Source organism: Pantoea sp. SGAir0175 (genome assembly GCF_043547855.1).
This window is the reverse complement of the sequence record NZ_CP028081.1, coordinates 1064668-1085180: the sequence shown is the minus strand read 5'-3', so window position 1 is coordinate 1085180 and position 20513 is coordinate 1064668. Positions and strand designations below refer to the sequence as shown.

Here is a 20513-nt window from a genome sequence, read left to right as displayed (position 1 = left end):
TACAGGTGATTGTATGCTGGCACAACTGACCATCAGTAATTTTGCAATCGTTCGTGAACTGGAGATCGACTTTCATCGTGGCATGACAGCGATCACCGGCGAAACCGGCGCAGGGAAATCCATCGCGATTGATGCGCTGGGCCTGTGCCTTGGCGGCCGTGCTGAAGCAGACATGGTGCGTCAGGGGGCCAGCCGCGCGGATATCTGCGCACGCTTCCAGCTGAAAGCGTCACCCTCTGCCCAGCGCTGGCTGGTGGAGAACCAGCTCGACGACGGCAACGAATGTCTGTTGCGCCGCGTGATCAGTGCCGATGGCCGCTCACGTGGCTTTATCAACGGCACGTCCGTACCGCTGTCGCAACTGCGCGAACTCGGTCAGTTACTGATTCAAATCCACGGTCAGCATGCGCATCAGCTGCTGCTTAAAACCGATCATCAGAAACACCTGCTGGATGCCTACGCCGCGCACGACGATCGGCTGGCGGAGATGCGTCAGCACTATCAGCGCTGGCACCACAGCTGCCGCGCGCTGGCACAGCATCAGCAGCTGTCGCAGGAGCGTGAAGCCCGCCGCGAACTGCTGCAGTATCAGCTGAAAGAACTCAACGAGTTTGCGCCGCAGCCAGGCGAGTTTGAGCAGATTGATGAAGAGTACAAGCGCCTGGCGAACAGCGGTCAGCTGCTGTCCACCAGCCAGCAGGCGCTGCAAATTCTTGCCGACAGTGATGACACCAACCTGCAAAGCCTGCTCTACAGCGCGCGTAATATGCTGAGTGAGCTGGTCTCGCTGGACGATAAAGTCAGCGGCGTATTTAACCTGCTGGAAGAAGCCGCGATTCAGCTGAGTGAAGCCAGCGATGAGCTGCGCCACTACTGTGAACGGCTCGACCTCGATCCTAATCGCCTGTACGAGCTGGAGCAGCGTCTGTCGCGGCAGATAGCGCTGGCGCGCAAGCACCATGTTTCACCGGAAGCGCTGCCGGTGCTGTATCAGCAACTGCTGGATGAAGCGGAACAGCTGTCGCAGCAGGAGAGCGATCAGGAAAGCCTGCAGAGCAATGTCGTGGCTCATCATCAGGCTGCGCTGGCCTGTGCCGAAGCCCTGCATCAGCAGCGCGTTGCCTCGGCGCAGGAGCTGAGCCAGCTGATTACGCAAAGCATGCGCACCCTCGCCATGCCACACGGTGAGTTTGCCATCATGCTGGAATTCAATGCCGATCAGCTGACGGCCGAAGGTGCCAGCCGTATTGATTTCCGTGTCACCACCAACCCGGGCCAGCCGCTGCAGCCGCTGGGTAAAGTGGCCTCAGGAGGTGAGCTGTCACGTATTGCGCTGGCGATTCAGGTGATCACCGCACAGAAAATGGAAACTCCGGCGATGATTTTCGATGAGGTTGACGTCGGTATCAGTGGTCCGACGGCCGCTGTCGTTGGCCAGATGCTGCGCCAGTTGGGCGAATCGACTCAGGTAATGTGCGTAACTCACCTGCCGCAGGTCGCGGGCTGTGGTCATCAGCACTTCTTCGTCAGCAAAGAAACCGACGGTGCGATGACTGAAACCCACATGCAGCCGCTGGATAAGCGCGCGCGTCTGCAGGAACTGGCACGCCTGCTTGGCGGCAGCGAAGTTACACGCAACACGCTGGCGAACGCAAAAGAACTTTTAGCAGCCTGACACCGCACTTTTTTGCGGCCTGGTGGTCATATGCTTGCTCTGTAGAGGTTTCCAATAGCTCAAAGGTTTATTATCATCGGCAGTCATATCGCCATAATAAAGCCTGCCGTATGCAGAGTTCAGAATTCGATGGCAACAAAACTGCCTGATGAAAGGCGTTTGGCCCCAGAAAAGGAATGTATAGATGCGCTGTAAAACGCTGACTGCCGCGGCAGTGGTAATGTTGATGATGACCGCCGGATGTTCCACCCTTGAGCGCGTTGTGTATCGTCCGGATATCAATCAGGGGAATTACCTGGTCGCCAACGACGTTTCGAAGATTCACACCGGCATGACGCAGCAGCAGGTTGCCTACACGCTCGGTACGCCGATGATGCACGACCCGTTTGGCAGTAACGTCTGGTATTACGTGTTCCGTCAGGAGCCAGGTCATGAGAGCGTGAAGCAGCAGACGCTGACGCTGACCTTCGACAGCAACGGTACGCTGACGAACATCGATAACAAACCGCGCCTCACCGGCACTGAAGACTGAGTGAGCCGCAACAAAAAAGGCGCCTGAGCGCCTTTTTTAATGCCTGTAAACTTACTTTTTCGTTGCCGCGCGCTCTGCCCGCTGCCGGCGCATCTCTTTTGGATCGGCAATCAGCGGGCGATAAATCTCTACCCGATCGCCATCCTGCAGCGTATCGCTCAGCTTGACCGGACGGCTGAAAATGCCGACTTTGTTGCTGCTCAGGTCGATATCTTTGCGCAGCGTCAGCAGCCCGGATGCCTGAATCGCCTGCTCAACCGTGGCGCCCTCTTCCAGGCTTACCTCACGCAGATACTGTTTATCCGGTAGCGCGTACACCACTTCAACGCTGATGTCAGCCACGGTAAACCTCTTTGGCGCGCTGGGTAAACGCCTGCACCATGCTGTTGGCCAGCTCTTTGAAGATGCGTCCAAACGCCATCTCGACCAGCATGTTAGTGAATTCAAAGTCGAGGCTGAGCTCAACCTTGCAGGCATCGTCGCCGAGCGAGATAAATTTCCAGCCGCCGGTCAGCTTGCGGAACGGCCCATCGACCAGTTGCATATGAATGCTCTGGTTATCGGTCAGGGTGTTACGCGTGGTAAAGGTTTTACTGATGCCGGCTTTAGAAACATCCACCGCGGCGGTCATCTGGTTACCGCTGTTATCCAGCACGCGGCTGCCGGTACAGCCCGGAAGAAATTCAGGATAAGCATCCACATCATTCACGAGCCGGTACATCTGCTCAGCGCTATACGGGACCAGCGCTGAACGGCTAATCTGGGCCATAATGGTTCCTGTTGGTCACAAAACCGTTGAATTATACCATTTTAAGCTACTAAACAAAAATTCACGCCTTTGCCAGCTGTGCTAAAATAGTGTGTTTTTTACCGCCCCGCAGGACAGGGGATGCGCCCACAGACTGAGTGATGTAGACTACGCCGCACTATGACAAAGAAAAAAGCTCACAAAACCGGTTCAGCCACTATTGCCCTCAACAAACGCGCTCGCCATGAATACTTCATTGAAGAAGAGTTCGAGGCCGGCATGGCGTTGCAAGGATGGGAAGTCAAATCACTGCGCGCCGGTAAAGCCAACATCAGCGACAGCTATATTTTGCTGCGCGATGGCGAAGCCTATCTGTTCGGTTCCACTTTTCAGCCGCTGGCGGTGGCATCAAGCCACGTGGTGTGCGATCCCACCCGCAACCGCAAGCTGCTGTTGAACCAGCGTGAACTGGACTCCCTGTACGGCCGTGTTAACCGCGAAGGTTACACCGTGGTTGCGCTGTCGCTGTACTGGAAAAACGCCTGGGCCAAACTGAAGATCGGTGTGGCACGCGGTAAGAAAGAACATGACAAGCGCGCGGACATTAAAGATCGCGAGTGGAAGATGGACAAAGCACGAATTATGAAGAATGCCAGTCGTTAACCACTGGAATCTTTTATAATTTTTTGCTAGAGTAGGAAGTCTTGGGGCTGATTCTGGATTCGACGGGATTCGCGAAACCCAAGGTGCATGCCGAGGTGCGGTAGGCCTCGCTAAAAAACCGCAAAAAAATAGTCGCAAACGACGAAAACTACGCTTTAGCAGCTTAATAACCTGCTTAGAGCCCTCTCTCCCTAGCCTCCGCTCTTAGGACGGGGATCAAGAGAGGTCAAACCTAAAAGAGATCGCGTGGATGCCCTGCCTGGGGTTGAAGCGTTAAAACTAATCAGGCTAGTTTGTTAGTGGCGTGTCTGTCCGCAGCTGGCAAGCGAATGTAAAGACCAGACTAAGCATGTAGTACCGAGGATGTAGGAATTTCGGACGCGGGTTCAACTCCCGCCAGCTCCACCAAACAAATCAAAGGGTTACGTTCACGCGTGACCCTTTTTCTTTTTCTGTGGCGGCAAAATGACGACAGTAAAAGTCTCTGCAAATCGTATACGGTTGGGATGGGTAAACCATGAGCAAAGTTGCGGCCAAAAAATTAGATGCGGAAAAGCTTTACGAAAACGCAATCGTGTCAATCCAACTTGGCATTGAAGACTTCAAATTATCGCAGGCTTCGGCAGAGGCAGGCGGTAATCCCAATCGCGCATTATCATCGGTCCGCAATCTATACGCAGGATTGTTATTGCTGTTTAAATATAAGATAGCAACATGCGTTGATTCTGAGGAGTTAGCATATGAACTCATTCACAATCCTCCCCGCGATGTACTTCCTCAGCCAGATGGTAAAGGCGGAGTTATTTGGCTGCCTGACGGTAAATTTCAGAAAACTACAATTGATGTTCCTAAAATTGAAGAGCGTTTTAAAAGCTTTAAAATTGATGTTAATTGGGAAGCCGTAAGAAAAATTCAAGAATGTAGAAACCATTTGGAGCATCTACATCCTAATAACACACTTGGCGAAGTTGCAGAATTTGTTGCAGACTTATTCCCTGTCTTAGGTGACTTTATAATTAATGAGCTCGATAAATTCCCAAAATCCGTTTTAGGCCCGGCATGGGAAATAATGTTAGAGCATAATAAATTTTTCACTGAACAGCTTAACGCCAGTAGATTATCTTGGGATTATGCTGATATCCCCGATGGTATGAAAGAGTATTTGCTAGAATGTAACTGCTCTGAATGCGGCTCAAAACTTTTGACTGCTCGAATAGATGACATTGAATCCGGCTTAACCGTTTCAGATGATGAGCAGAAATTTAATTATATATGTGCAGCTTGCGGAGATGTAGATTTAATTGCCCCGTTATTATTCTCTGCTTTTGAAAACGAGTTCTTCTATTGGCCACCTGATGGCGGTGAACCCACTTATGAGAATTGCTGGAACTGTGGGCATGATACTTTTGTAATAGGCGAACAAGCATGTAGATGGTGTGCGTCGTCGTTGGATTATACTGAATGCAATGGGTGCGATGCTACGCTCAATCAAGACGACCAAGATAACGGCGGATATTGTGGCTATTGTAACTATAGGATGTTTAAAGACGATTAGTTTTTATCGACACGAAACTGACTTCAGATCATAAATATCTGAAAAAGCCGTCCACTATGATTTATTTTTGAGAGTTAATTTTATGCAAATGGATTTCATTCTGTGTTGCTTGCATAACTTGCCGGTTAAGCTCATTCCAAAATCACACGCCATGCCAAAGAACTTGCCTATCGACCGAATATATCACATTGCTTAATAATTAATTTTCACCTGCACTCACAAACGCATAAACTGGGCCGCTTAGCTAATCCACCCGCCATCTTGCCACACTCTTTTATAGCTTAGGCTCTGTCTATAATAACAGCCATTGAATTAGTTGATTTTTCAGTTAGTTCATACTCACGGATTTAGCCGCAACCCTTGCCCCGCCTGCGCTCGTTGTCTACGAGTCGCTCGCACAAACGATCCCGCGCAGATCCGCCAACATCACACAAAGTTATTAAAACTCATCAAATACAATCACTTAACGAATTCGTTAGATCCTATTTAGATCCTTAAAACTGAAAATTACTGAAAATATTTTCAACGATTTCAGTTAGTAAAATCCGGCAGGAAGCCAGCAGCAATGCGGCCCGGCGCGTCGGTTTGTAGAAAAATAAAACTGAAAAATTTTCCTGATGCAAAACCCGCAGGCGGGTGCGGTGTAGCGCCGATTTTGTCTGCGAAGCATTTATTTTGCCGGGGGCTGTGGCGCAGCCAGCGCCACGCTGTGCTTACGATCTCTTTGCGGTATGGCCCGTGCAATGGCTGCGCCTGAGCGTGGCGCTGCGTGCGTTCTGTGCGGTCTGGTGAAGGGCAATAAAAAACCCGCTGCGGTAGCGGGTTCGGGATGGCGGCTTACTGGCCGATGACAGGGGAATATTTGGTATTAAGCGCGGCGGCCTGCTGCCCGCTCTGGGCAATGGCGGCGCTGTTGGTCGGCTGTCCGGTGTCCGGGTGCGTATGGCTGGCCAGCTGATTTGCAAGCTGCTCAACAAGCGCCACGGTATCGAGCATCAGCTGGGCTACGTTGATTTGTGCTGACCCAATCCACACCACCGGCGCGATAATCTCCTGACGCGTTCCGGCTATGCTCATCCCGCTGACCGGCGAAGACGGCACGGCGGTTAACGTGCAGCTCATCAGCGCCGCAGGCGACAAGCGCACCCTGCCCGGCGGCCAGGTGAAAGGCACGTACTGGCTGGCAGGCGAGCCGGACGGCAAAACGCTGTGGCTCACCGAAGGGTACGCCACCGGCCTGACCGTGCACCGGCTGACCGGGCAGGCGGTATACGTGGCGCTGAGTGCCAACAACCTGCCCGCTCTGGCAAAGCGGCTGCGTGAGTCATACCCCGGTGCGCTGATGATGATTGCCGCCGACCGTGACGACAACGGCACCGGCCAGTTAAAGGCAGAGGAAGCGGCGAAAGCCTGTAGCGGTAAAGCCGCCCTGCCGCCGGTTGCGCGTGACTGGAACGACGTATGGCAGGTGCAGGGTGATATCGCCACGCAGGCGCAGCTCACCACCTTCACCCAGCCGCAGCCACTCAGCCCGTTTGAATCCGTCAGCGAGGCTGACCTGAAAGCCATGAGCGCCAGCCAAAAAGCCGAGCTGCTGGTCGCCCACTACGCGGAGGCGCTGGCCGTGCCGCCGGTCGGAGAGGAAATCTGCCGCTATGAAAACGGCGCATGGCAGGTGATGGAGGCGAAGACGCTGCGCCGGGAAATCGCCGCGCTGTTTCAGAAGGTGCGCGCACCGTTTTCCGCCGCCGGTATCGGCAGCGTGCTGGACACGCTCAAGCTGATGGTGCCGCAGATGGGGAAACCGTCCCGCCGCCTGATTGGCTTCCGTAACGGCGTGTTTGATACCGCCACCGGCACGTTCAGCCCGCACCGCCGCGAGCACTGGCTGCGCACGGTGAACAGCGTGGACTACACCGCCCCGCGTCCGGGTGAAAATCTCGCAGACCACGCCCCTGCTTTCTGGCGCTGGTTAACGCGGGCCGCCGGACACAGTCACGACAAGCAGGAGCGCATTCTCGCGGCGTTATTTATGGTGCTGGCAAACCGCTATGACTGGCAGATGTTCCTTGAGGTCACCGGCCCCGGCGGCAGCGGCAAGAGCGTGATGGCCGCAATAGCCACTCTGCTGGCCGGAAAAGACAACACCACGTCCGCCACCATCGACACGCTGGAATCTTCCCGCGAGCGCGCCAGCGTGGTGGGTTTCTCTCTGATTATCCTGCCAGACCAGGAGAAATGGAGCGGCGACGGCGCGGGCATCAAGGCGATTACCGGCGGCGATGCCGTGGCAATCGACCCGAAATACCGTGACGCCTATTCAACGCACATTCCGGCGGTAATTCTGGCGGTGAACAACAATCCGATGCGTTTCAGCGATCGCAGCGGCGGCGTGTCACGTCGCCGGGTAATCCTGACGTTCCCGGAAGTGATACCGGCAAAAGAGCGTGACCCGCAGCTACTGGACAAAATCAGCACCGAGCTGGCAGTCATCGTTCGTCACCTCATGCAGCGCTTTGCTTCACCTGACGAAGCGCGCGAGCTCTTGCAGGCGCAGCAATCATCCGGGGAAGCGCTGGAGATAAAGCGACAGGCCGATCCGCTGGTCGATTTCTGCGGCTACCTGATGCCGTTGAGCACGCCGAATGGACTATTTATCGGCAACGCCAACATTCGCCCGATAAACCCGAAGCGCTATCTCTATCATGCTTATCTGTCATTTATGGAATCGCGCGGCCATCAGCATCCGCTCAGCCTGACTGCTTTCGGCCAGGCAGTGCCGCAGACGCTGAAAGAGTACGAGCGCGTGCTGCTCAAGCGCCGAACGAACAATGGCATACAAACTAATCTCACGCTAAATGAGGACAGTGAGGCAGATTGGTTACCAGCATGCAGTGCGTGATAATCCACTACTTATAAACCGGCTCAGGCCGGTTTTCTTTATTTAGCGCAATTAAAAAGTCAGCAGACGTCCGCTAAGAGCGTAACCGGAAGTACAGAATCGTTCTGACTACCGGGGGATGTCTTTCAAAAATCGCCGTTTGTCAAGCGATGGGGAGCAGATCTTAGCCTAGCTCTGTTTTCAGGGGACGGTCAGTCATATGAAACAAAATCTTTAAAAAACCATTTTTAGAGTGAGAGAAACTAAAAAGTCACCTAGGAATTTAACCGATAAATGCCAACAGAGCGAAAAACCATATTGGCATCGAAATTTTCAATTTTTTAACTAAGATGTTCTTGCTTGCTTATTTAAAGCGCAACCCCAGCTAAAAATTTCCTTGCCTATGGTAAACCAATCATCATATAGGTCATCTTTGATGAAACTACGCAATTTACGTGGGGAAGTTTCTTCTAATTCTTCAATAATATGAGATAATAGCCTATCGCCAAATCCTTCTACAACTTTACAAGGCTCTCGACATTCACACTCTAACCGAGTTACGCATCTATTCTTGGGGATTCCATTAACTCTTGGGATTATATTTTTCCAGTATTCAATCCTTAGTTTCTCATCAATCTCCGCTGCTGCATTTACCTCCAATCCCTTTTTATGATCCAAATATTTTTTTGCAGTTACATCAACATCAAATACTCTTAAAAATGAATCATAGACAGCCACATGAGCTCTGTTAATTTTACCACTTTCCAGTGCCTTATTTATTAATTCCATAGGGATGAGCGATTCAGCCTCATGCATTTCTAAAACGAAATGATGTGAGAATTTTTTATCAGCAACACCATTGAATGCTAAACTTGTATCTCCTTTTGCTCCATATGGATGTTTTTTATCACTATCTAAAATGCATAAGCACATTTTATTATTACGAATCAGTTCATCATAATTTCTTTTAGTGCCAGAACCACCACCATTTCTGAATTCTAAATTTATCACTAGGCCATTAGCATCAACTTCATTTTTGTAAAAATCACCTATAAATTTATAGAAATTACAGTCCATTAAATCTTCACATAAAAAATTGGCTCTCTGTACCGATTCACTATCTATAAAAAAACCATAGCCTAATCTACGAGGCCCACCTTCCTGTTTGTTCAAGTCAGTCTGCTGTAAATTCAGATCGATCTCTATATAAGTACTAAGTTTTTCCGAAATTGTACGCAACTCTCGGTAATTAGTTAATAAATATTCAGCCAGGTTCCTGACCCTTCTGGAAAATACACCCGAAGATACAACGGCCTGAAACAACTCTTTATTTGCCAAAATTATATGTTTTTTCTCTAAATGTGAATTAAAGAGATTGGTAAGAGCTATTTCTAGATGCTCGTTATCTTCTAAATCATCTTGGAAATTTATTAATTTTAATAACATGATCATTTACCTGAGAAAAAGCCAATTGGCCAATTGATGAAGTAACCCTCTTCATCAAATTCCGCTGTTTTAACTGTGGTTCCTTCAGATCCATTTTTCTCAAAGAAAACAATATTCACATCATCCTTACTAATCTCCCCACTTTCAATATAGTCACCAAAAGCGTCTATCATTGCTTGGCTATGTGTCTCGAAAATAATCTGTATATTATTGTTAGTTTTAGACGCTAACTTAATAGTATTTGCAAATAGATATGCCAATTGTGTCTGATATGCTGGATGAAGATGTAACTCAGGTTGCTCAATTACAAAAATAGATGCTTTACCTTTGGATGAGCTATTATCCTTTGTCTCCAACCAGATAGACATTACAATTGGTAAAACCTGCGAAAAACCGAATCCCATATCACTGATATTATGTTCTTTGTCATCATTATCTGTTTTGATCTTGATAGCATAATGAGAGCCCACTTCTTGAACATAAACGATAAAGCCCAAATTTTCATGAGTCCATTTCTGGAATAATCGTAACTCAGATTCACCAAATGAATTGAGTATCATTGCTACATTCGAACCGGTGTGGTCCATTTCCTCAACTTGCAGATCCTGAAAACGATAGTAACGTTCGGTGGTTGCTCTGATTGGGTAAAGATATTTAACAGATAGAAAGCTTTCTGCAAGATTACTATTAAGCATAACAGCTATTTCGTTGTAGCCTTTCAACAAAATAAATGGAAGGATTGCATCCAATATTTCTTCGCGTTTATTTTCAAGGTTATTAATAAAAACAGAGTGCCCAGAAAAAGAATCTAGCAATGTATAATATAATCTATCTTTAGCATAAGACTTAATGTCCAATAAGCCTTTGATTATGTTTTTTTTGGTTGCTCTTGCACTAAAATACCCTCTAATAACATCTGCGGCTTTTTCACAAACACGCTGATTTAATTCTTTTTCGGACTTATATCCAACTGATCTACTATACATCCTGCCGCTATTTTCTAAAAAATAGTAAGACGGCCAGTGTTCATTCATGTCCTTACGCTTCTTATCCACGCCTTCAAAATATACAGTTGGAAAAAATTTATCTTCTGAACTATAGATTGACAGGGGGATTTCATAAGAGATACTTTTAGATGTTAACTTCAGAACAACATTATCTTGCTCAGAGGGTAAAACGGAAACTTTAATATCCCCAACAGAAAAACTTACCTCCCGCATAATAGTTTTTCTATCGACTGAATCAAGTTTCAAATCAACGACAAAATTTAGCATGGGAAAGTCTGGCAAGTGACGTTGCTTTCTATAATATAAATCTAGAGACAAACCGAAGCTTAGCTCAATATTGCCATCGACTTCATTCGTCAAAGCCTCATGATAGTCACCATAATCTGCATACTTCCCATACCACAAAATTGGTCCTGTTGTATCTTCTTGAAATGACTGTCTTAGCAGAGGAAACAAACGAATCATCGAACTTTTACCGCTACTATTTCTTCCTAACAGCACTGTGATAGGTTTTAAGTCAATGGATGTTTTGTTTTTTATGCTTTTTAGATTCTTAACGCCGATCGAAGTTAGCATGCGAGTCCTTTAGCTCAAGAAATTTTAGTTAAATTTTCACAACGGTTTTATTATAATAATATTAACTGATATACATTCAACAACTTTTTTGCTTCTTCTCTTGAAGACTATTTCCTGAAAGGTAGTTCTGAGAACCTTGCAGTGTATGCCTAACCTGCTCCCATTTTTTCACGCAGACTGCAGTTCGTTGCTTTAGCTTTTGGCGCAAAGCTGCCCTAAGCCAGTCCCAGCATTCCGCTTTGAGCGAAGAGCGGACTTAACAGCCCAAAGCAAAGCAGTCTTTCATTATGACTCTATTACGGACAGCGAAATGTCGTTAGTCGCTATGCTTTTGTTATCTTAGAATATGTCCACAAATGTAATTGAATAATTTCAAATTTTAGAATGGTATATCATCCCACTCAACGTCTTGATTACTATTTCCTATAACTAACTTTTGAATTTTAAATTTACTTAACATCGCGTTAAGACTTGCTAAGAATTCCTTCGACTCGATAAGACGTTTATTTTCGGAAACTTGTTGTTTAAGGTTTTCTAAAATATCTGGGGGAACTCCATTTAGGGATTTGAATATTTTAATTTTTTCAATGGCTTCCTCTTCAGAGATTGCATTCGAGATAGCGCCAGAAAGCGCCATAAGTATCTTATTTTTGGTTTTAGGCGATTTTACTAATGTTTCAAATATAGCTTCAGCAACTTCTCCAATTTTTTCCCCTGAGCCTGAATTCCTTGATATTTACCTATGAATCCATATGGGTCAAGCCCTTTACGGATAGGAATTATTAGAATATCGCGCCCCACCGCGACTCCAACTTCTTGATCACACCATTTACTTTCTTGAAAACCCGGCATCAATATAGCTGCTAAAGCATCCATAGTTCTTAGGCCGGATTCAATCTCATTTTGCCATTCTTTTGTTGGTTCAATGTCTTCATGTGCTACAAAACTAGATATCGCAAATTTTCTTAACGCAGTTTGGAGATGGGATGTTTGAACTTTAAAGGATGCTAAATGACTCAAGAACAATCTAAAATTCCCGGGTTTCCAGAAACCAACCTCCACTTCTCTCACTGAATTTACATCAATTGGCATATCTATAATGCCCAACTCACCAGCTATTGTGAAAATAATGGCATCATCAACTTTAGCAAGCATGTCTTTTGCGTAAGATCTTTTACTGTTATGTGGATAGTTATCTTGCGTCGGAACTCCATGCCCCCGGAAGTACGTATCGATATCCGAAAATGTCATCCTTGATTGTAGCTTTATGCTAATATTATCTAAAAATTCTATCTTTTGCAGACCATTCATAGATTTTGCTCTTCCCAAAAGGTTACTTCTCTTTAATTTAAATTCGGTTTCTTTAGGAATCAATACCAGAAGTAAAACCAGCAATGTCCGCTCCTGGGAAAAGCTGATCATTGACAGCAGAAGTGCCTGATGACTTCACATCACACATACTAGCTTCAGTCGGTTTTTGATGTGATCAGTCAAGATGATCACCCCAAGTGCACACTAGTATACATCCAGCCTCAAACCATTCACTATCTAACCAAATGAATTTAATAACTAAAAATCAAAAGTGAACAGTGTGAACACTTTTCTCTAAAATCATTTTATTTTGGATTTTGCGGTGAGCATTCGATATCCTAGCGCAGCCGTTCCGGGGTATGAGATCCAATAATTGGTACACGTTTAGGTACACGATACAAAGTTGAATTAGTTAAAAGTTTTTAATTTCATAAAGTTGCACAGCCTGTTCAGATTCCGCCAGCGCTTCACATATGGAAGCGATTCGCAAGCTGCGCATCGACTCACTGCAATCAGTTCAACTTGGCCTGGTCTGCTCTGCTCTGCTCTGCTCTGCTCTGCTCTGCTCTGCTCTGCTCTGCTCTGCTCTGCTCTGCTTTTTTCGATCGAATCCCCAACCCACCGCTAAGTCAGTTGGCAATTCTGCATTTTCAATCCAAGGCTCATATCAACGAAGCGCCTAGAGATGCATCAATCATCCAGCCATCGCCCGGCTTCCGCAGAATCGATCAGGAGCTGAACTGTAAGTGGCTTGTGCGGTTCGCTGAAATCATCTGGAAAGTATCGCTGAAAATTAATTGATTTGGGTTCAATGCCAAACCTTTCAGAATACCTTTCAAGTAGCTCATAGGCATCAAGAGGATCCATACGAAAATCTTTATTCAAATCAGTAAAATGCTTTAAAGGATAACGTCGAAAGGTAAAAAGGCTTCTACCATTGTACTCGGCCAGAAGTGAATAAACTGCCTGCTCAATATCCTGCCGTACCATATCTTATCTTCCTCTGTGACAATGTGATTGTAACGTACCATAGACTGATAACCTATTTGCGCCACATCGCCCGCCAGGATCACCCAGCCAACCACAGGAATAGCACGCCCTACAAACGTCGAAAGCTTTGATGTCATTATTCTTTTAACTTCAAAAGGATTTGCGGGATTTTGAATCCAGGTAGGTAAGCGGAAAGGGAGCCGAATATCCCTAAGCAGTTTCCTTGAATACTTTGAGGCATAACTTGTGCCGGGCGTAGCATTACCCAGCTTGCCTCTGACGGTGATAGTGTTCTGACCGCTATAAATTGCTGCTGCTGCCAGAACATCCTTCGCGCCAGTGAAATGTTCTGCGGTTACGTCTACCATAATCCAGAAGAATAATTCCCCCGCACTGAGATTTGTTAGTCCACCATAAAAGTACGTTCCATTTAGCTGTTCGGTGGTATCCATTACCTTCTCCTTTCGCTTTATACGAGTCAAATCTTAAACCCAGGGCCGGGCAATTACCATTCCTGTTTCATTCTATTCCTTACCTTCTTATGCTCTGCCGATTGTCAACTCAGCCAGCTTAGCTCAGGTAATCACATCTGATATTGATGTACATCTTTCCTTCAGGATGCGTAAGTAACATTAGACATACTCAATAGCCGCAACACTGTAATCTTCACACCATTCCCTGATAGTTTTCCCGCCCCCCTATCAAAACTATTTCCTTCAAATCGCCGCAGCGTTTTCATCGCTGGCGCGAAGCGCTGCCAGATCGGCCTGCTGACCGAATATGCCCCAGTTTGCTTCTTCGATTTCCTGTATCACCACATAGACAGGCGCGACAGAAGAGCCTGACGGACGACGATCCAGAATTGCAGTTGCTCCCTCGATCAGCTTCTTCTTTGCTTCCTCATCCAGGCCACCTTTGATGACATATATCTGAAGGGACACAACCGGCAACCATGCGGGTTTGTCTCCCATAAAAACGGCATCAGAAGAGTATTCGGCAAAGTAGGTCCATACCGTACTACGAACCAGCGGGGAGTCTGGCAGCGCCTCGCAATCAAGTCCTAACTGTGTCAAATCTCTGGCAATCTGTTGACGCTCAGCGGCATCAAAGGTGCCTGCTGGCGCATGAATGATCATTTTAGGCATCAAATACCTCTCATTGCATCAGGGGAACAAGATGGATTCCGCACCGGGCGGAATCCATCATCGGGCAACTAAATGGACTGCCCACCGGAGACTTCAATGCGCTGACCGGTGACCCAGCGGTTGTCCGGACCCAGCAGGCTGGCAATCATCGGACCGATGTCATCTGGCAGGCCCACGCGACCCAGTGCGGTCATGCCAGCAAACGCCTGGTTGTAATCGGGGATGTCACGCACCGCGCCACCCAGGAAGTCGGTCTCAATCGCTCCCGGGGCCACGGTATTCACAGTGATGCCGCGGCTGCCCAGTTCTTTCGCCATATACACGGAGAGTATTTCAACGGCGCCCTTGGCAGCCGAGTAGGCCGAGAAACCCGGGAACGACACGCGGGTCAGCCCCGAAGAGAAGTTGGCGATGCGTCCGCCATCAACCAGCAGCGGCAGCAGCGACTGCGTCAGAAAAAACACTCCTTTGACGTGTACGTTAAATAACGCGTCGAACTGCTCTTCCGTGGTTGCGCTAAAGTCGGCCATTTCCCCATGCCCGGCGTTGTTGATCAGATGGTCGAACGTTTCGCGTCCCCAGTCACCTTTCAGGATATTGCGCACGGCGGCGACGAAACCCGGGAAGGACGATACGTTGCTGGTGTCCAGTTGCAACGCAACTGCCTTACGGCCAAGCGCCTGAATGTCATTCACCACAGCATCCGCCGCCTCTTTACCAGTACGATAAGTCACGATGACATCACCACCATGGCGGGCAATGCTCAGTGCGGTATTACGGCCAAGACCCCGGCTGGCGCCAGTTACAAGAGAAAGGGTTGTCATGAAATATCTCCTCAATAATGGGAGAGTGATTCTAACAATCGGCAGGCTTACAATGTTGCCCAATAATTTTTAATTATTGCCTGATTATTTTTATATTTTTATTCGACGCCGTATTTACTAGAATAACTGCACCATAAATTTTTATTTTATTGCCTGATAATATGAAAAAGCATGAGCACTCGTATGAGCAACGCCCTGCAGGGGACGATGAGTTTCACTCTGCCGGGAGGATGGCGTCTTTGCTGCAGGCGGCAAGGCATTATGCTGATGAACACCACAACGGAGCAGGCGTTGCTGCAACGCCAGTTGATGGTGTATTCATTCTGCGCGAGACCGCGCCTACCGCATTGCAATTCGCTATCACTAAACCGTTGATCGCAATGGTGCTGCAAGGCAGTAAACGCGTGACCATGGGCACTGATCGTTTTGATTTTGGCGCGGGGGAATGCCTGCTGATCACCATGGACGTGCCAACCGTGAGTCAGGTTATCAGCGCCAGTGCCGACACCCCTTATTATTCTCTGGTCGTGGAACTGGATGCGGCGGTGATTAGTGAACTGATGGCAAACATGGTCGGGCTGGAGGCGGCAACGGATTTGCCCGTAAGCATTGATCAGATCGAAGAAGATGTGGCAGAAGCCGCTTTGCGCCTGCTGAACATGCTCAGCAGACCGCGCGCGCTCGCCGTGCTGGGCAGCCAGTTGGTGCGGGAATTACATTACTGGCTATTGTCAGGACGGCACGGCAGCGCGCTGCGCGCCCTCGGCAGCACTGACAGCCATGCCCGGCGGATTGCGCGGGCAGTCGCGATCATTCGGGCCAATTATGCACAACCGCTGCGCATGAAAACCCTCGCTGATGCCGCCGGTATGAGCCTCTCGGTGTTTCATACGCATTTCCGCCATGTCACCACGCTCACCCCGCTGCAATTCCAGAAACAACTGCGCCTGCTTGAAGCGCGGAGACTGATGCTGACGGAAGGGACAGCGATCGGTATTGCTGCTAATGGGGTGGGATATGAGAGCGTGACGCAGTTTACCCGTGAATATTCACGGCTGTTTGGTTCACCGCCAGCCCGGAATATTCGGGAAACCCGCGCACTTGAGCGTTCAGTCCTGTCGGGTGAGCCCGCGTGGCGCAGTTGATTTTTCGCACAATACTTTGTCAACGTTCACGGTTAACGACGTCTCAAACAGGCAATAAGTTGTTCGAGTCTGTCGTTTCCGAAGAGGGGGTTACAAGAAGGATTTTTAAAAAAAACTTCTAATATACAGATTAACCAGCTTCACTTGGGTAAAGAGTCCTAACTTATTTTTCCTGGCCGTGTAAATGAAATGCACTACAGCAGCAATACCTATCACGCCAAAAAACAATCCAGCCCCTTCTGTTTCACCGACAAAACAAAAAGCCGCCGTTAAAAAGATCAGCATATAAAGATAAATGACGACAACTGAAGACACATCATTGGATAAGATCGCGATGACTGAACGCAGGTTAAATTCTGAGGTGATTTTCATTGGATAAACCGAATTTATCTCTTTATAACCGGCTCTGAAACTAAGTAACTCAGCCTTGTTAAAATCATCGCCCCGGATTTTTGATTGAATCTTCCTCAACTTCTTGTTGGTTTTTTCATCCATAATTCTTACCTCCCTGGCCTGACTCAGATAGACATTATAATGACCTTGTCTGCATTATTTGAAGCTTTGAGTCAATCAACCCACTGCTCAGGGCTTCTGTAATCTCAATCAAAGACCTGCCTGATCGGCTATGGCGAGATTCCAGTTGTCTTTTACGGCTTACTACAGTACCTGCACAAAAAATCGCACGACGTTTTAGGCTTGCGTTGCTGCCCCGCCTTTTCTCTAGCCGACTATTGCATTTAGCACACATCGTTTCTTTATCCTCTGCGCTGCGCCAGCATTGCGCATGGCTGGTCCCTACGGCACACGGCTGCGCACTTATGCCAGAAACGCCCACAGAAACGGTACGATTCACTTACAGTTTATTCCTAATGCCCTGCGTTGCGCTCTGTGCCACTCTTAACTACGCTCATAACACTTATGATGCTTAATGAGGGACTATATTATGAAAAAGACGATTATTGCGTTATCCGCCATTCTTCTGACTTCTACGGCGTTTGCCGCCACACACGCAACCGATGAAACCGTCGCTGACGCCAAAGCGGGCGCCAATACGGCGAAAGAGAAACTGCATCAGGCGCAGCATCAGGGTGAAGAGCAGCAGCTCAAAGCCAAACATGCTGCCGAAGGTAAAAGCGATAGCCTGACCAGCAAAGCGAGCGAAAACTCGCAGAAAGCCTGGAACAGCACCAAAGAAGGTACTGAAAAAGGTTGGGACGCCACCAAAGAAGGCGCGCAGAAAGGCTGGAACAAAACCAAAGAAGGTGCCAGCGATCTGAAGAAGAAAGTCTCTGAGTAATTTCTTCTGATGTAGACAGCGACTGCTCTGCATTCATTTGATTAAAAAACGCCTGGTGCACTGCATCAGGCGTTTTTTACATCATAAGCATATTAATCCGCAGCGAACTTAGTTAAATTTCATTCGCAGGAGCTGCTCTCGCGGCATGGCAAATGGGATGGATTTGGCGCTGATGCAAATAGTTAATGACGTCTCTTTGGTTGAGGTGCAACACGCAACGGACCGCGAACAGGCGGAATCAGAGGTATTACTCAGCGGTAGTTCTACCGGCATAATCATCCCCGGAAAAATCCTTGAGGCAGCAGTCAAAGTTACTGATAACCGCTATGTGCTGTTTGTCACGGATGACGTGCTCTACGAGGAATCACTAACGATTGTGCTGATTGATTCCTCTCAGGGCATTCAGGAAATTGTCACTATTGGCAATGAGTATAACTCCGGCACATTTGAGCAATTGCACATCAGTGACCATTCACTTCAGTTTCGTTTTATCGGTGATTATATCTGGAGCCTGACACTGGAAGAATCACCGAAATTCCAGCTGCCATTTTTCAGCGATCCGAAAGGGGTCTCCCGCAGTAAAGCATTTACCCGATTCATGAACATCACGGCTTTACCCGCGTGATAAACACGAATTCATTATCCCCAAAAGGCCGCGATGCGGCCTTTTTTGTGCCTGCCAGCAACCGGATTAATACAAAACGCTGCGATCCCGCTCCTGGATTCGGGCAAATTCCTAATCAGTGATTGATTAATAAGCAGGCTGCGCGAATAGTAAGCGAACCGGCCATCGGGTGCCGGCACAAGGAGAAAGCACATGGGATATTACGTACTGAGAAAAAGTGATACAGCATCGTCGCAGAAATACTGGTTTGTGCTTAAAGCCAGCAACGGCGAAACCATCGCCACCAGCGAGATGTACAGCTCTAAACAGGCGGCGGAAAACGGCATCCGCTCGGTGCAGCAGAACGGTGCGTCAACCACCATTCACGACGAGACCTGACCTCGCGCAGCCTGCGCAGTGATGCGCGAAAGTGGGTCATTGACCCTGCAAGCGGCGCAATGTATTACGCGATCAATTGCGCCGCTAATCATTCCCGGCGAGCGGGTACCACGCAGTACCACAGGCCCCCCACCCTCAAACGCCACCGGCGCTTTGCATCGGCCGGCCTTTGACCCTACACTTGCCGCATCGCCCTTAACCATTAATTAACTTTATGTCCGATACATTTCAACGCCAGCCGCTGCCCTTGCCGAATGGCCATAATAAAGTGCTGCTGCACTCCTGCTGTGCTCCCTGCTCGGGAGAAGTGATGGAGGCGATGCTGGCCTCCGGCATCGATTACACCATTTTCTTCTACAACCCGAACATCCATCCGCTGAAAGAGTACGAGCTGCGCAAAGAGGAGAACATCCGCTTTGCCGAGCAGTTTGGCGTGCCTTTTGTTGATGCCGATTACGACAAAGACAACTGGTTTGAGCGCGCGCGTGGCATGGAGTGGGAGCCGGAGCGCGGCGTGCGCTGCACCATGTGTTTCGACATGCGCTTCGAGCGCACCGCGCTGTACGCGCATGAACACGGCTTCCCGGTGATCACCAGTTCACTCGGCATTTCGCGCTGGAAGAATATGCAGCAAATCAACGACTGCGGCGTACGCGCGGCGGCGCGCTATCCGGATATGCTGTACTGGGAGTTTAACTGGCGTAAAGGTGGCGGTTCGTCGCGCATGATTGAGATCAGCAAGCGCGAGCGTTTCTACCAGCAGGAGTATTGCGGCTGCATCTATTCGCTGCGCGATACCAACCGCCACCGCGTAGCAAGCGGTCGCGAACGTATCGAAATCGGCGTGCAGTACTATTCGCCGGATGAGTAAGAAAAAAACCTGCTGGCGCTAACCAGCAGGCTAAGCATTACCAGTTCAGCAGCTGGCCGCGGTAATCCACGTAATGATGGCCGCCACGCCCGCTAAACTGCTGCAGCTGCGTGACCATGCCCTGCGCACTCTCGGTGACGGTGATATCCGCCCCCTCACCGCCCATGTCGGTTTTTACCCAGCCCGGATGCAGTGACAGCAAGGTGCTGCCCTGCTGGTGCATCTGCGTCGCCAGCGCGCGGCTCAGCATATTCAGCGCCGCTTTGCTGGCTGAGTAGAACGGCATCGCCGCGTCACGGTTCTCGTTGAGGCTGGCGAGACGCGACGTGGTCAGGCCCAGCACGCTCTGTTTATCGCGCAGCAGCGGCAGCAGGCTCTCCGCCAGGCGCACCGGCGCCACCGCATTGGTGAAGAACAGCTCGCTGAGCTGCGCATCGTCCACGTCGCGCAGCTGCGATGCGTGCGGACCGAGAATCCCGGCGTTAATCAGGATGCAATCAAAGGGTGCGTCGCCGAGCTGCCGGACTAGCGCGTCACGCTGCGCGCCATCGGTGATATCCAGCGCCAGCCACTGCAATTGCGGATGCTGAAACGAAACCGCCGTAGAACGGTAGGTGGCGGTCACCTGCCAGCCCGCCTGCAGCAGTTGCTGCACCACGGCCAGGCCAATGCCTTTTGACGCCCCAATAATCAATGCTCGCTGTTGTTGGCTCATCTGTCTCTCGCTGGTTGGTGTGCCACGAAAAAGGGCAGGATACCCTGCCCTGTTGTCCTTACCGGAACACTAACGTTAGCACGACGATGACCACCATAATTATCAGCAGGTGGCACACCGTTTTATCCA

The 20513-nt window shown here is 49.0% G+C and carries 22 protein-coding genes, 1 other RNA gene and 1 pseudogene; 11 read left to right on the top strand and 13 right to left on the bottom strand.

Annotated features, from left to right (window positions below; all coding sequences use genetic code 11):
• The first annotated feature begins 13 nt into the window (after nt 1-13).
• Together recN and bamE are read left to right on the top strand one after the other, a co-directional pair.
• Nucleotides 14-1675: a DNA repair protein RecN gene (gene recN, locus C1N56_RS04840; protein ID WP_394517188.1), complete on the top strand. Its 1662-nt coding sequence runs from the start codon at nt 14-16 to the stop codon at nt 1673-1675.
• Nucleotides 1676-1859: 184 nt separating this feature from the next.
• A complete protein-coding gene (gene bamE / locus C1N56_RS04835; protein ID WP_021506509.1) occupies nt 1860-2207 on the top strand; it encodes an outer membrane protein assembly factor BamE in 348 nt (115 codons plus the stop codon).
• 51 nt (nt 2208-2258) lie between these two features.
• On the opposite strand, the gene C1N56_RS04830 is transcribed toward bamE, so the two are convergent.
• Together C1N56_RS04830 and C1N56_RS04825 are read right to left on the bottom strand one after the other, a co-directional pair.
• The gene (locus C1N56_RS04830) at nt 2259-2549 is read right to left on the bottom strand and encodes an RnfH family protein (protein WP_021506508.1); all 291 of its coding nucleotides are present in this window, start codon (nt 2547-2549) and stop codon (nt 2259-2261) included.
• The gene (locus C1N56_RS04825; RefSeq protein WP_021506507.1) at nt 2542-2976 is read right to left on the bottom strand and encodes a type II toxin-antitoxin system RatA family toxin; all 435 of its coding nucleotides are present in this window, start codon (nt 2974-2976) and stop codon (nt 2542-2544) included. The genes C1N56_RS04830 and C1N56_RS04825 overlap by 8 nt, the downstream gene beginning before the upstream one ends.
• Before the next feature lie 159 nt (nt 2977-3135).
• Between C1N56_RS04825 and smpB the strand changes: the two genes are divergently transcribed.
• The 3 genes from smpB to C1N56_RS04810 all read left to right on the top strand — a co-directional run bounded on the left by smpB (nt 3136) and on the right by C1N56_RS04810 (nt 5173).
• The gene (smpB, locus tag C1N56_RS04820; RefSeq protein ID WP_394517187.1) at nt 3136-3618 is read left to right on the top strand and encodes an SsrA-binding protein SmpB; all 483 of its coding nucleotides are present in this window, start codon (nt 3136-3138) and stop codon (nt 3616-3618) included.
• A gap of 43 nt (nt 3619-3661) precedes the next feature.
• Nucleotides 3662-4026, top strand: a transfer-messenger RNA (tmRNA) gene (gene ssrA, locus C1N56_RS04815).
• 109 nt (nt 4027-4135) lie between these two features.
• Entirely contained in the window at nt 4136-5173 is a 1038-nt protein-coding gene (locus tag C1N56_RS04810) for a hypothetical protein (RefSeq protein ID WP_394517186.1), read from the top strand.
• Between the two features lie 837 nt (nt 5174-6010).
• Here the strand turns inward: C1N56_RS04810 and C1N56_RS04805 are convergent.
• The gene (locus C1N56_RS04805) at nt 6011-6250 is read right to left on the bottom strand and encodes a hypothetical protein (RefSeq protein ID WP_394517185.1); all 240 of its coding nucleotides are present in this window, start codon (nt 6248-6250) and stop codon (nt 6011-6013) included.
• Between C1N56_RS04805 and C1N56_RS04800 the strand changes: the two genes are divergently transcribed.
• Complete coding sequence (locus tag C1N56_RS04800) at nt 6243-8075, top strand: primase-like DNA-binding domain-containing protein (protein WP_394517184.1); 1833 nt, start codon at nt 6243-6245, stop codon at nt 8073-8075. The genes C1N56_RS04805 and C1N56_RS04800 overlap by 8 nt on opposite strands.
• A gap of 324 nt (nt 8076-8399) precedes the next feature.
• Here C1N56_RS04800 and C1N56_RS04795 read toward each other — a convergent pair whose 3' ends face one another.
• The 8 genes and pseudogenes from C1N56_RS04795 to C1N56_RS04760 all read right to left on the bottom strand — a co-directional run bounded on the left by C1N56_RS04795 (nt 8400) and on the right by C1N56_RS04760 (nt 15353).
• Nucleotides 8400-9500, bottom strand: a complete 1101-nt coding sequence (locus C1N56_RS04795) for a hypothetical protein (protein WP_394517183.1) — start codon at nt 9498-9500, stop codon at nt 8400-8402.
• 2 nt (nt 9501-9502) lie between these two features.
• Nucleotides 9503-11083 carry an AAA family ATPase gene (locus tag C1N56_RS04790; protein ID WP_394517182.1) on the bottom strand — a complete coding sequence of 527 codons (1581 nt, stop codon included), beginning with the start codon at nt 11081-11083 and terminating at the stop codon, nt 9503-9505.
• A 379-nt stretch (nt 11084-11462) separates the two neighbouring features.
• Nucleotides 11463-11720, bottom strand: a complete 258-nt coding sequence (locus C1N56_RS04785) for a hypothetical protein (protein ID WP_394517181.1) — start codon at nt 11718-11720, stop codon at nt 11463-11465.
• Nucleotides 11721-11752: 32 nt separating this feature from the next.
• Entirely contained in the window at nt 11753-12478 is a 726-nt protein-coding gene (locus C1N56_RS04780; protein ID WP_394517180.1) for a toll/interleukin-1 receptor domain-containing protein, read from the bottom strand.
• Between the two features lie 606 nt (nt 12479-13084).
• On the bottom strand, nt 13085-13384 hold the full coding sequence (locus C1N56_RS04775; protein WP_394517179.1) for a DUF1493 family protein: 300 nt from the start codon (nt 13382-13384) through the stop codon (nt 13085-13087).
• A pseudogene (locus C1N56_RS04770) lies at nt 13381-13836 on the bottom strand (STM2901 family protein); the annotation flags it as partial. The pseudogene C1N56_RS04770 and the gene C1N56_RS04775, both read right to left, overlap by 4 nt.
• A 264-nt stretch (nt 13837-14100) precedes the next feature.
• Nucleotides 14101-14529, bottom strand: coding sequence for a tautomerase family protein (locus C1N56_RS04765; protein ID WP_394517178.1), 429 nt, complete (start codon nt 14527-14529; stop codon nt 14101-14103).
• A gap of 68 nt (nt 14530-14597) precedes the next feature.
• Entirely contained in the window at nt 14598-15353 is a 756-nt protein-coding gene (locus C1N56_RS04760) for an SDR family NAD(P)-dependent oxidoreductase (protein WP_394517177.1), read from the bottom strand.
• Between the two features lie 230 nt (nt 15354-15583).
• Here C1N56_RS04760 and C1N56_RS04755 point away from each other — a divergent pair, with 230 nt between their 5' ends.
• Nucleotides 15584-16498 (top strand): AraC family transcriptional regulator, encoded by a 915-nt coding sequence (locus tag C1N56_RS04755; protein WP_394517452.1) that lies wholly within the window; start codon nt 15584-15586, stop codon nt 16496-16498.
• A 105-nt stretch (nt 16499-16603) separates the two neighbouring features.
• On the opposite strand, the gene C1N56_RS04750 is transcribed toward C1N56_RS04755, so the two are convergent.
• Nucleotides 16604-16993, bottom strand: a complete 390-nt coding sequence (locus C1N56_RS04750; RefSeq protein ID WP_127834463.1) for a hypothetical protein — start codon at nt 16991-16993, stop codon at nt 16604-16606.
• Between the two features lie 448 nt (nt 16994-17441).
• On the opposite strand from C1N56_RS04750, the gene C1N56_RS04745 reads away from it, so the two are divergent.
• The 4 genes from C1N56_RS04745 to C1N56_RS04730 all read left to right on the top strand — a co-directional run bounded on the left by C1N56_RS04745 (nt 17442) and on the right by C1N56_RS04730 (nt 19669).
• A complete protein-coding gene (locus C1N56_RS04745; RefSeq protein WP_021506488.1) occupies nt 17442-17795 on the top strand; it encodes a hypothetical protein in 354 nt (117 codons plus the stop codon).
• Between the two features lie 145 nt (nt 17796-17940).
• Nucleotides 17941-18420, top strand: a complete 480-nt coding sequence (locus C1N56_RS04740) for a hypothetical protein (RefSeq protein ID WP_240656201.1) — start codon at nt 17941-17943, stop codon at nt 18418-18420.
• A gap of 192 nt (nt 18421-18612) precedes the next feature.
• On the top strand, nt 18613-18798 hold the full coding sequence (locus C1N56_RS04735; RefSeq protein WP_127834464.1) for a YegP family protein: 186 nt from the start codon (nt 18613-18615) through the stop codon (nt 18796-18798).
• A gap of 214 nt (nt 18799-19012) precedes the next feature.
• The gene (locus C1N56_RS04730) at nt 19013-19669 is read left to right on the top strand and encodes an epoxyqueuosine reductase QueH (protein WP_031279356.1); all 657 of its coding nucleotides are present in this window, start codon (nt 19013-19015) and stop codon (nt 19667-19669) included.
• A gap of 37 nt (nt 19670-19706) precedes the next feature.
• Here C1N56_RS04730 and C1N56_RS04725 read toward each other — a convergent pair whose 3' ends face one another.
• Nucleotides 19707-20384 carry an SDR family oxidoreductase gene (locus C1N56_RS04725; RefSeq protein WP_058781696.1) on the bottom strand — a complete coding sequence of 226 codons (678 nt, stop codon included), beginning with the start codon at nt 20382-20384 and terminating at the stop codon, nt 19707-19709.
• Between the last annotated feature and the right edge of the window lie 129 nt (nt 20385-20513).